General features: G+C 65.4%; 15 protein-coding genes and 2 pseudogenes. 1 reads left to right on the top strand and 16 read right to left on the bottom strand.

Annotated features, from left to right (window positions below):
* Positions 1–15: 15 nt before the first annotated feature.
* The 8 genes from rplQ to ACZZ93_RS15730 all read right to left on the bottom strand — a co-directional run bounded on the left by rplQ (position 16) and on the right by ACZZ93_RS15730 (position 3,720).
* Complete coding sequence (gene rplQ / locus ACZZ93_RS15765; protein ID WP_053097470.1) at positions 16–573, bottom strand: 50S ribosomal protein L17; 558 nt, start codon at positions 571–573, stop codon at positions 16–18.
* Between the two features lie 33 nt (positions 574–606).
* Positions 607–1,596: a DNA-directed RNA polymerase subunit alpha gene (locus tag ACZZ93_RS15760; protein WP_042538798.1), complete on the bottom strand. Its 990-nt coding sequence runs from the start codon at positions 1,594–1,596 to the stop codon at positions 607–609.
* A 135-nt stretch (positions 1,597–1,731) separates the two neighbouring features.
* Complete coding sequence (gene rpsK / locus ACZZ93_RS15755) at positions 1,732–2,130, bottom strand: 30S ribosomal protein S11 (RefSeq protein WP_045253826.1); 399 nt, start codon at positions 2,128–2,130, stop codon at positions 1,732–1,734.
* A gap of 31 nt (positions 2,131–2,161) precedes the next feature.
* Positions 2,162–2,536: a 30S ribosomal protein S13 gene (gene rpsM / locus ACZZ93_RS15750; protein WP_047524098.1), complete on the bottom strand. Its 375-nt coding sequence runs from the start codon at positions 2,534–2,536 to the stop codon at positions 2,162–2,164.
* Between the two features lie 154 nt (positions 2,537–2,690).
* The gene (rpmJ, locus tag ACZZ93_RS15745; protein ID WP_033106073.1) at positions 2,691–2,807 is read right to left on the bottom strand and encodes a 50S ribosomal protein L36; all 117 of its coding nucleotides are present in this window, start codon (positions 2,805–2,807) and stop codon (positions 2,691–2,693) included.
* Positions 2,808–2,871: 64 nt separating this feature from the next.
* Complete coding sequence (gene infA, locus ACZZ93_RS15740; protein ID WP_017201569.1) at positions 2,872–3,093, bottom strand: translation initiation factor IF-1; 222 nt, start codon at positions 3,091–3,093, stop codon at positions 2,872–2,874.
* A 181-nt stretch (positions 3,094–3,274) separates the two neighbouring features.
* Entirely contained in the window at positions 3,275–3,568 is a 294-nt protein-coding gene (locus tag ACZZ93_RS15735) for a DsbA family protein (protein ID WP_463511538.1), read from the bottom strand.
* Positions 3,460–3,720, bottom strand: a complete 261-nt coding sequence (locus tag ACZZ93_RS15730) for a DsbA family protein (RefSeq protein WP_463511761.1) — start codon at positions 3,718–3,720, stop codon at positions 3,460–3,462. The genes ACZZ93_RS15735 and ACZZ93_RS15730 overlap by 109 nt, the downstream gene beginning before the upstream one ends.
* Before the next feature lie 13 nt (positions 3,721–3,733).
* On the opposite strand from ACZZ93_RS15730, the gene ACZZ93_RS15725 reads away from it, so the two are divergent.
* Positions 3,734–3,979 carry a hypothetical protein gene (locus ACZZ93_RS15725; protein WP_463511786.1) on the top strand — a complete coding sequence of 82 codons (246 nt, stop codon included), beginning with the start codon at positions 3,734–3,736 and terminating at the stop codon, positions 3,977–3,979.
* 110 nt (positions 3,980–4,089) lie between these two features.
* On the opposite strand, the pseudogene map reads toward ACZZ93_RS15725, so the two are convergent.
* The 8 genes and pseudogenes from map to rplF all read right to left on the bottom strand — a co-directional run bounded on the left by map (position 4,090) and on the right by rplF (position 9,363).
* Positions 4,090–4,937: pseudogene (gene map, locus ACZZ93_RS15720) on the bottom strand (type I methionyl aminopeptidase).
* Positions 4,938–4,947: 10 nt separating this feature from the next.
* Positions 4,948–5,542: pseudogene (locus tag ACZZ93_RS15715) on the bottom strand (adenylate kinase).
* Positions 5,539–6,861, bottom strand: a complete 1,323-nt coding sequence (gene secY, locus ACZZ93_RS15710) for a preprotein translocase subunit SecY (RefSeq protein WP_053097474.1) — start codon at positions 6,859–6,861, stop codon at positions 5,539–5,541. Before secY ends, ACZZ93_RS15715 begins: the two are co-directional and overlap by 4 nt.
* Positions 6,862–6,962: 101 nt before the next feature.
* A complete protein-coding gene (gene rplO, locus ACZZ93_RS15705) occupies positions 6,963–7,589 on the bottom strand; it encodes a 50S ribosomal protein L15 (RefSeq protein WP_072591670.1) in 627 nt (208 codons plus the stop codon).
* Entirely contained in the window at positions 7,589–7,774 is a 186-nt protein-coding gene (gene rpmD, locus ACZZ93_RS15700; protein WP_042538783.1) for a 50S ribosomal protein L30, read from the bottom strand. Before rpmD ends, rplO begins: the two co-directional genes overlap by 1 nt.
* A complete protein-coding gene (gene rpsE / locus ACZZ93_RS15695; protein ID WP_072591671.1) occupies positions 7,774–8,469 on the bottom strand; it encodes a 30S ribosomal protein S5 in 696 nt (231 codons plus the stop codon). Before rpsE ends, rpmD begins: the two co-directional genes overlap by 1 nt.
* Positions 8,462–8,824 (bottom strand): 50S ribosomal protein L18, encoded by a 363-nt coding sequence (rplR, locus tag ACZZ93_RS15690; RefSeq protein ID WP_463511537.1) that lies wholly within the window; start codon positions 8,822–8,824, stop codon positions 8,462–8,464. Before rplR ends, rpsE begins: the two co-directional genes overlap by 8 nt.
* 2 nt (positions 8,825–8,826) lie before the next feature.
* Entirely contained in the window at positions 8,827–9,363 is a 537-nt protein-coding gene (rplF, locus tag ACZZ93_RS15685) for a 50S ribosomal protein L6 (RefSeq protein WP_053097477.1), read from the bottom strand.
* Between the last annotated feature and the right edge of the window lie 2 nt (positions 9,364–9,365).

Below are 9,365 nucleotides of genomic sequence, written 5' to 3'. Positions count from 1 at the left end.
GAGTGAGCGAGGTGCTTACTCGGACTTCTTCTCGACAGCGTCCTCGGCGGCAGCCTCGGCTGCTTCGCCCTCGGCCTGCGACTCGGCGCCGGCCTCGACGGTCTCGTCTGCCGGAGCCTCCTCGACGGGAGCCTCCTCAGCGGGAGCCTCCTCGACGACCTCGGCCGGCTTCTCAGCCTTGGCAGCCTTCTTGGTGGACTTCGCCTTGGGGGTGACGGGCTCGAGAACGAGCTCGATCACTGCCATGGGGGCGTTGTCACCCTTGCGGTTGCCGACCTTCGTGATGCGGGTGTAGCCACCCTCACGGTCTGCGACCAGCGGGGCGATCTCGGCGAAGAGCGTGTGCACGACGCTCTTGTCGCCGATGACCGAGAGAACGCGACGACGAGCGTGCAGGTCTCCGCGCTTGGCGAAGGTGATCAGGCGCTCGGCGAGCGGACGCAGGCGCTTGGCCTTGGTCTCGGTCGTCTTGATCGACTTGTGGGTGTACAGAGCCGCCGCGAGGTTGGCAAGCAGCAGGCGCTCGTGTGCGGGGCCGCCTCCGAGGCGGGGACCCTTAGTGGGCTTGGGCATAATCGTCTAACTCCTGGTCAGAAAGGTCGGGTATCAGAAGGACTCGTCTTCGCTGCCGCCGTAGAAGTGGGCGCCGTCGAAACCGGGCACCGAATCCTTGAGCGACAGACCGAGCGAGATGAGCTTGTCGCGCACCTCGTCGACCGACTTCTGGCCGAAATTGCGGATGTTCATGAGCTGCGTCTCCGACAGGGCGACGAGCTCGGAAACAGTGTTGATGCCCTCACGCTTCAGGCAGTTGTACGAGCGGACGGAGAGGTCGAGGTCCTCGATCGGCATCGACAGCTCGCTGGAGTTCACTGCCTCCACCGGTGCCGGGCCGATCTCGATGCCCTCAGCCTCGACGTTCAGCTCGCGGGCGAGACCGAACAGCTCGGTGAGCGTCTTCGCAGCCGAAGCGACGGCGTCGCGGGGGCTGATGGCGGACTTGGTCTCGACGTCGAGGACGAGCTTGTCGAAGTCGGTGCGCTCACCCGCACGGGTGGCGTCGACGCGGTAGCTGACCTTGAGCACCGGCGAGTAGATCGAGTCGATCGGGATCTGACCGGCCTCGGCGTACTCGTTGCGGTTCTGCGTCGCCGAGACGTAGCCGCGGCCACGCTCGATCGTGAGCTCGAGCTCGAACTTCGCCGTCTCGTTGAGCGTCGCGATGACGAGCTCGGGGTTCTGGACCTCGACACCGGCCGGAGCCGAGATGTCAGCGGCGGTCACTTCGCCCGAACCGGTCTTGCGCAGGTAAGCGGTGATGGGCTCGTCGCGCTCCGACGAGACCACGAGCTGCTTGATGTTGAGGATGATCTCGGTGACATCCTCCTTCACGCCGGGGATGGTGCTGAACTCGTGCAGCACGCCGTCGATGCGAACGCTGGTGACCGCGGCGCCGGGGATCGACGACAGCAGGCTGCGACGAAGCGCGTTGCCGATCGTGTATCCGAAGCCGGGCTCCAGAGGCTCGATGATGAACCGGCTACGGTTCTCGACGATCTTTTCCTCGGTCAGTGTGGGACGCTGTGCAATAAGCACTCTGTGTTCCTTTCGATCACATGCCCGCTATATGACATGTGGTGGGGTGAGGTCTTGAGTTTTGGGAGTCGATGCCCGCGCTGGCGGGCGTCGAGCCGCTCGGACCCGAAGGACCGAGCGGCTCAACAAGCCGGATCAGACGCGGCGGCGCTTCGGCGGGCGGCAGCCGTTGTGCGCCTGCGGCGTGACGTCCTGGATCGAGCCGACCTCGAGGCCGGCGGCCGTCAGCGAGCGGATCGCGGTCTCGCGACCCGAGCCCGGTCCCTTGACGAAGACGTCGACCTTCTTGACGCCGTGCTCCTGCGCCTGGCGGGCGGCCGACTCGGCAGCCATTCCAGCGGCGTAGGGCGTCGACTTGCGCGAGCCCTTGAAGCCCACGCCACCCGACGATGCCCAGCTGATGACAGCGCCGGACGGGTCGGTGATCGAGACGATCGTGTTGTTGAACGTCGACTTGATGTGGGCGTGGCCCAGCGCGATGTTCTTCTTTTCCTTGCGGCGCGGCTTGCGCGCGGCGGCCTTGGGTGCAGCCATGAAAGTGTTCTCCTAGTCCCTGGGGCCGCGCTTAGCGGGCCTTCTTCTTGCCTGCGACGGTGCGCTTCGGGCCCTTGCGGGTACGGGCGTTGGTCTTGGTGCGCTGACCACGGACCGGGAGGCCACGACGGTGGCGGATGCCCTCGTAGGAGCCGATCTCGACCTTGCGGCGGATGTCTGCGGCGACCTCGCGGCGCAGGTCACCCTCCACCTTGTAGTTGCCTTCGATGTAGTCGCGGAGGGCGATCAGCTGGTCATCGCTGAGGTCCTTCACGCGGATGCTCTCGTCGATCTCCGTAGCCTTGAGGATCTCGACCGAGCGGGTACGGCCGACGCCGTAGATGTAGGTAAGGGCGATCACCACGCGCTTATCGCGCGGGATGTCAACGCCGGCAAGACGTGCCATGCGGTTCTCCTGAGTGTTGTGGAGGTGTGGAGCAGGATCGGTGCTCGGGCCTCCGCCCCGAGGTGTCCCCACTCGCGTGGGATCTGATCCTGCCGTTGTGTGTATTGAGTTGTGAGTCAGATCCGAAGAGTCCGTCGGCATCGCCGACGGGCGCTCAGCCCTGGCGCTGCTTGTGGCGCGGGTTGCTCTTGCAGATGACCATGACGCGGCCGTGACGGCGGATCACCTTGCAGTGATCGCACATGGGCTTGACGCTGGGGTTGACCTTCATGATGTGTCCTATTCGCTGTCTTCACCGGGCAGGCTGAGTGCCTGGGGTGTTACTTCTCGACCGATCAGCGGTAGCGGTAGACGATTCGTCCGCGGGTCAGGTCGTAGGGGCTGAGCTCCACGACCACACGGTCTTCGGGGATGATGCGGATGTAGTTCTGCCGCATCTTGCCTGAGATCGTTGCAAGGACCTTGTGTCCGTTGGAGAGCTCAACGCGGAACATCGCGTTGGGCAGAGCCTCGGAGATCACGCCCTCGATCTCGATGACACCGTCTTTCTTAGCCATAGCCTCGCTGACGCTTCTGCAGACCGGTCGATCTGCGGTGGGTGATTGGATTGCGATACCTCTGCCGATTCAGACACGCCGAATCAAGGCGCAAGGCACCAAGGATCTATGTTATCCGACAACGGGAGTTCCGGCAACCTGAGCAGAATGCCGGAACTCCCGTTGATCGGATGAGACGGGATCAGCCGAGGATCTTGGCGAACTCCGCCTCGATCTCGCTGTTCTCGATGCGGTTCCCGTTGACCTCGACGGTCGGGGTCCCGGTGATCTCGTGCGCCTTCGTCTGCGAGTCGGCGAACTTGTTGTAGGTGCCGTCGGCGATGCAGTCAGCCGCGGCGCCCGCCCCGGCCTGCTCGGCGAGCGCGCTCAGCTCCTCGACGCTGAGACCGGCCGAGTTCTCCTCCGGCTGGTTCGCGAAGAGCAGGTTGAAGTAGTCGAGAGTCGAGTCGGGAGCCTCGGCGGCGACGCAGTACATCGAGCCGGCCGACAACGAGGAGTACTCCCCGTCGTCGAGTAGCGGTTGAGGATCGACACCGGGTGGATGTTCAGCGTGATCTTGTCGTCGGCGGCTGCCGCCTGCAGCTGCTCGCCGTAGACGTCCTCGAACTGCCCGCAGACGGGGCACATGAAGTCGACGTAGGTGTCGATCTCGTCCTCGCCCGACCCGAACGAGATGGCGCCGGTCTCCTCGTTCACGATCGAGCTCTGCGGGGCCGTGCCCGGGGAGGTCGCCTGGTTGTTCAGGAACACGACGACGAAGGCCAGAACGGCCAGCACGACCACCACTGCCGCCGAGACGCCGATCACGAACCAGTTGGTGTTGCTCTTCGCGGCTGCCATTGCTTTCCGTTTCTGTCGCGGTCCGCCGATGGCGGACCCGGCTTGAAGTCCTCGGGCGCACGCGCACCCATACACCCATTGTGCCCGGAGAAACCTATGCGCACGTTGTGATCGAGCGCTGGATCGCCGATCGCGTCGTGACCGACAGCGCCGGCTTCAGGCGATCGGGGTCGGCGTCACGCCGAACGGGGCGAGACCGGCCGCTCCCCGTCTGCCGCGGTCAGCACCCAGATCCCGTCCGCGTGCAGTGCGACGCTGTGCTCCCAGTGCGAGCCGTCGGTGCCGTCGACCGTCGAGACGGTCCAGTCGTCGTCCTCGACGAAGGTCTCGTCGCTGCCGGCAGTGACCATGGGCTCGATCGCCAGCACGAGACCGGGCTTGACCTCGGCGCCCGGGTCGGGCGTGCGGTAGTTGAAGACGCTGGGCGCCTCGTGCATCTTGCGTCCGATGCCGTGGCCGACGTACTCGCGCAGAATGCCGTACGTCTCGCCGGAGACGGCTGACGGGCCCTGTGCCTCGATGTAACCCTGGATCGCGGCTCCGATGTCACCGAGGTGCGAAGCGGACGCCATGGCGGCGATCCCCGCCCACATCGAGCCCTCCGTGACCCGCGAGAGCTCCTCGCGCCGGGCGACCAGCTCGGGGCGCGTCTCATCAGGGACGACGACGGTGATGGCGCTGTCGCCGTTCCAGCCCTGGAACTGCGCGCCGCAGTCGATCGAGACGATGTCGCCTGCCTGAAGGACCCTCTCACCCGGGATGCCGTGGACGACCTCTTCGTTCACCGAGATGCAGGTGGTGTGCCGGTATCCGCGAACGAGCTGGAAGTTCGATTCCGCGCCACGGGCGAGGATCACACGGCTCGCTTCGGCGTCGAGCTCGAGAGTCGTGACACCGGGTCGTATCAGCGGCCGCACGGCGTCGAGCGCAGCCGCCGTGATGAGACCGGGCTCCACCATCGCACGCAGCTGAGCCGCGCTCTTGTAGATCGACTTGCGGAACATCGTTCGGTGATCAGGCCGCGAGGCGCAGACCGCGTGCGGTCAGCGCCGCGAACACGCGCTCGGTGATCTCGTCGAGCGAGCCCACGCCGTCGATGCGGTCGACGATCCCACGGGGGCCGTAGACCTCGAGGATCGGGGCCGTCTCGTGCTCGTAGATGTCGAGACGGTGTGCGATCGCCTCATCCGTGTCATCCGAGCGACCCTGCTCCGCTGCACGGAGCTTGAGACGCTCGATGCTCTCTTCGCGCGGGACGTCGAGCAGGATGACGGCGTCGAGGGACTCCCCGGGCACCGAGGAACGCGTCGAGGTGCTCGACCTGCGCGGCATTGCGGGGGTATCCGTCGAGCAGGAAGCCCTTGGCTGCATCATCCTGCGAGAGGCGATCGCGAACGATCTCGCTGGTGAGCTCGTCGGGAACGAGATCGCCCTTGTCGAGGATCGCCGTGACCTGCTGGCCGAGCGGCGTGCCCTCCTTGATGTTCGCGCGGAAGATGTCGCCCGTCGAGACGACCGGGATGCCGTAGGACTCTGCGATGCGGACGCCCTGCGTGCCCTTCCCCGAGCCCTGCGGACCGACGATGAGGAGACGAGCTGATCGAGTCATCGGAGGAGCCCTTCGTAGTGTCGCTGCTGCAGCTGTGCGTCGATCTGCTTGACCGTCTCGAGACCGACACCCACGATGATGAGGATCGATGCGCCGCCGAACGGGAAGTTCTGGTTGGCGCCGACGGTGGCGAGAGCGATGAGCGGGATCAGCGCGATGAGGCCGAGGTAGATCGACCCGGGCAGCGTGATGCGCGTGAGCACGTAGTCGAGGTACTCGGCAGTCGGACGACCGGCACGGATGCCGGGGATGAATCCGCCGTACTTCTTCATGTTGTCTGCGACCTCGACCGGGTTGAAGGTGATCGCGACGTAGAAGTACGTGAAGCCGATGATCAGCAGGAAGTACACGGCCATGTAGATCGGGCTGTTGCCGGTCGTGAAGTTCGCGCTGATCCAGGTGACCCACGCTGCCGGCTCGGAGCCGTCCTGCGGGGTGTTGAACTGTGCGATGAGCGCCGGGATGTACAGCAGCGACGAGGCGAAGATCACGGGGATCACACCGGCCATGTTGACTTTGATCGGAATGTACGTGTTGGTGCCGCCGTAGGTGCGGCGACCGACCATGCGCTTGGCGTACTGCACCGGGATGCGCCGCTGGGACTGTTCGACGAAGACGACGAGGCCCATGACGATGATTCCCACCAGAAGCACCAGGAGGAAGACCTCGAAGCCCTTGCTCTCCCAGATGAGCCACATGGCTCCGGGGAACGTCGCGGCGATCGAGGTGAAGATGAGCAGCGACATGCCGTTGCCGATACCGCGCTCGGTGACGAGCTCCGCGAACCACATGATGAGGCCCGTGCCGGCGGTCATCGCCATGATGATGAGCAGCTGCGCCCACCACACGTCGTTGGTGAGGAGGTTCTGGCACGCGGCGATGTCGGTGGTGCCGAAGAGCTGACCGCTGCGGGCCACCGTGACCAGCGTAGTCGACTGCAGCAGTGCGAGAGCGATGGTGAGGTAGCGCGTGTACTGGGTCAGACGGGCCTGGCCGGCCTGGCCCTCTTTGTGCAGAGCCTCGAAGTGAGGGATGACCACGCGAAGGAGCTGGGTGATGATCGTCGCAGTGATGTACGGCATCACGCCGAGGGCGAAGATCGAGAGCTGGAGGAGCGCGCCACCCGAGAACAGGTTGACGAGTCCGAGGAGTCCCTCCGTCCCGGAGTTCAGCGCGAGGCACTCCTCGACGTTCGGGAAGTTCACGAACGGAGCAGGCACATTCGAGCCAAGCCGGTAGATGGCGACGATGGCGAGGGTGAAACCGATCTTCCGACGCAGGTCGGGCGTGCGGAAGATCCGCGCGATGGCGCTAAACAAGGACGTCCTCCTGAAAGGTTGCCGATCCCTGAAGGACGGCTGAAAGAACAGGCTAACCCATAAGAGGGGCCGGAGAATCTCCGACCCCTCTCATGAAGTGGTTACTTGACGGATCCGCCAGCCGCCACGATCTTCTGCTCGGCGGAACCCGAGACCTTGTCGACCGCGACGGTGAGCTTCACGGCGATGTCGCCGTCTCCGAGAACCTTGACCTTCTCGTTCTTGCGAACGGCACCCTTGGCGACCAGGTCGCTGATGGTGACGTCGCCACCTGTGGGGTACAGCTCCGCGAGCTTCTCCAGGTTCACGACCTGGTACTCGACGCGGAACGGGTTCTTGAACCCGCGCAGCTTCGGGGTGCGCATGTGCAGAGGCATCTGCCCACCCTCGAACCCGACGCGAACGGTGTTGCGAGCCTTCGTGCCCTTGGTACCGCGACCCGCGGTCTTACCCTTGGAGCCCTCACCGCGACCGACACGGGTCTTCGCGGTGTTGGATCCGGGGACCGGACGCAGGTGGTGCACCTTCAGCACGCCGGGGCGGGATGCCGGAGCATCCTTCTTCGGCGCAGCCTTCTTGGCAGCCGGCTTCTTGACGGCGTCGGCCTTGGCCTCGGTCGCCTTCGCCGGTGCCTTCTTGGCGGCGGGCTTCTTCTCGGCTGCGGCCTTGGGAGCGGCAGCCTTCTTCGGGGCCTTCTCGGCGCCTGCGGCTTCGTTCTTCTCAGCCATTAGTCGATCTCCTCAACCTTGACGAGGTGGGCGACGGTCTTGACGTAACCGCGCGTCTGCGCGTCGTCGGGGCGAACGGTGCTGTCACCGATTCGCTTCAGACCGAGGCTGCGCAGCGTGTCACGCTGGTTCTGCTTCTCGCTCACCTTGGACTTGACCTGCGTGACCTTCAGGCGCGCAGCCATCAGGCACCTACCTTCTGTGCGGCGATGGCGTCAGCCTCCGCACGGACGAGACGCGCGGGTGCGACCTGGTCGAACTCGAGGCCACGACGTGCGGCGACCGCACGGGGCTCCTCGAGCATCTTCAGGGCCGTCACCGTCGCGTGCACGATGTTGATCGTGTTCGACGAGCCGAGCGACTTCGACAGCACGTCGTGGATGCCGGCGCACTCGAGCACGGCGCGAACCGGACCACCGGCGATGACACCGGTACCGGCAGCGGCCGGACGAAGCAGGACGACGCCTGCTGCGGCCTCACCCTGCACGGGGTGCGGGATGGTGCTGCCGACGCGCGGAACGCGGAAGAAGTTGCGCTTGGCCTCTTCGACACCCTTCGAGATCGCCAGAGGGACCTCGCGGGCCTTGCCGTAGCCGACGCCCACCAGACCGTTGCCGTCGCCGACGACCACGAGAGCGGTGAAGCTGAAGCGACGACCACCCTTCACGACCTTCGAGACGCGGTTGATGGTGACCACGCGCTCGAGGAACTGGTTGTCCCCACGGTCACGGGAGTTGCGGTCACGGCCACCCTGGTTGCGGTCGCTACGGCCGCCACGGCGGTTGTCGCGCTGAGACGGCTCTGCCTGCGTGGTGCCGGTGGCAGTCTCGGAAGTGGCAGCTGCCGCTTCGGTCACTTCGTTCTCCTTGTTGTCACTCACAGTGCCAGACCCCTTCGCGGGCGCCGTCGGCGATGGCGGCGACACGACCGGCGTAGCGGTTTCCGCCACGGTCGAACACTGCCTCGGAAACGCCGGCAGACTTCGCACGCTCGGCGAGAAGCTCGCCGACCTTGCGGGCCTTGGCGGTCTTGTCACCCTCGAGCGAACGCAGGTCGGTCTCGAGCGTCGATGCCGACGCGACGGTGTGACCCTTGCTGTCGTCGACAAGCTGCACGAAGACGTGGCGAGCCGAGCGGTTGACGACGAGGCGCGGACGCGCCTCGGTGCCGACGACCTTCTTGCGAAGGCGGGCATGACGACGCGCGCGGGCGTCAGACTTTGACTTGAGAGCCATGGTTACTTACCACTCTTTCCGGCCTTGCGACGCACGACCTCGCCGGCGTAACGCACGCCCTTGCCCTTGTACGGCTCGGGCTTGCGGATCTTGCGGATGTTCGCAGCTGCCTCGCCGACAGCCTGCTTGTCGATACCACTGACGGTGAGCTTGTTGGTGCCCTCGACCGTGAGCGTGATACCGGCGGGCGGGTCGATGAGGACCGGGTGCGAGAAGCCGAGGGCGAACTCGACCGAGCTGCCCTTCTGAGCGACACGGTAACCGGTTCCGACGACCTCGAGACCCTTGGTGTAGCCCTGGGTCACGCCGATGATGTTGTTGTTGATGAGCGTGCGGGTCAGGCCGTGAAGCGACCGGGACTCACGCTCGTCGTCGGGACGGGTGACGAGAACCTGGTTCTCCTCGACCGCGACCTCGATGGGCTTGGCGACCGTCAGGGTGAGCTCACCCTTGGGGCCCTTCACCGCGACCTCACGGCCGTCGACCGAGATGGTCACGCCCGCGGGAACGTCGATGGGAAGTCGTCCAATACGCGACATTT

Source organism: Microbacterium sp. AC026 (genome assembly GCF_979258475.1).
Note: the sequence above shows the minus strand (reverse complement) of the source record. Positions and strands in the feature narration are given on the sequence as shown.

What these genes read in the sequence shown, in the direction of transcription:
- rplQ (WP_053097470.1), bottom strand. Translation starts at nt 573, where the DNA reads ATGCCCAAGCCCACTAAGGGTCCCCGCCTCGGAGGCGGCCCCGCACAC.
- rpsK (WP_045253826.1), bottom strand. Translation starts at nt 2,130, where the DNA reads ATGGCTGCACCCAAGGCCGCCGCGCGCAAGCCGCGCCGCAAGGAAAAG.
- rpsM (WP_047524098.1), bottom strand. Translation starts at nt 2,536, where the DNA reads ATGGCACGTCTTGCCGGCGTTGACATCCCGCGCGATAAGCGCGTGGTG.
- rpmJ (WP_033106073.1), bottom strand. Translation starts at nt 2,807, where the DNA reads ATGAAGGTCAACCCCAGCGTCAAGCCCATGTGCGATCACTGCAAGGTG.
- infA (WP_017201569.1), bottom strand. Translation starts at nt 3,093, where the DNA reads ATGGCTAAGAAAGACGGTGTCATCGAGATCGAGGGCGTGATCTCCGAG.
- ACZZ93_RS15735 (WP_463511538.1), bottom strand. Translation starts at nt 3,568, where the DNA reads ATGTACTGCGTCGCCGCCGAGGCTCCCGACTCGACTCTCGACTACTTC.
- ACZZ93_RS15730 (WP_463511761.1), bottom strand. Translation starts at nt 3,720, where the DNA reads ATGTGCCCCGTCTGCGGGCAGTTCGAGGACGTCTACGGCGAGCAGCTG.
- rplO (WP_072591670.1), bottom strand. Translation starts at nt 7,589, where the DNA reads ATGGCTGAGAAGAACGAAGCCGCAGGCGCCGAGAAGGCCCCGAAGAAG.
- rpmD (WP_042538783.1), bottom strand. Translation starts at nt 7,774, where the DNA reads ATGGCTGCGCGCCTGAAGGTCACGCAGGTCAAGTCCAAGGTGAGCGAG.
- rplR (WP_463511537.1), bottom strand. Translation starts at nt 8,824, where the DNA reads ATGGCTCTCAAGTCAAAGTCTGACGCCCGCGCGCGTCGTCATGCCCGC.
- rplF (WP_053097477.1), bottom strand. Translation starts at nt 9,363, where the DNA reads ATGTCGCGTATTGGACGACTTCCCATCGACGTTCCCGCGGGCGTGACC.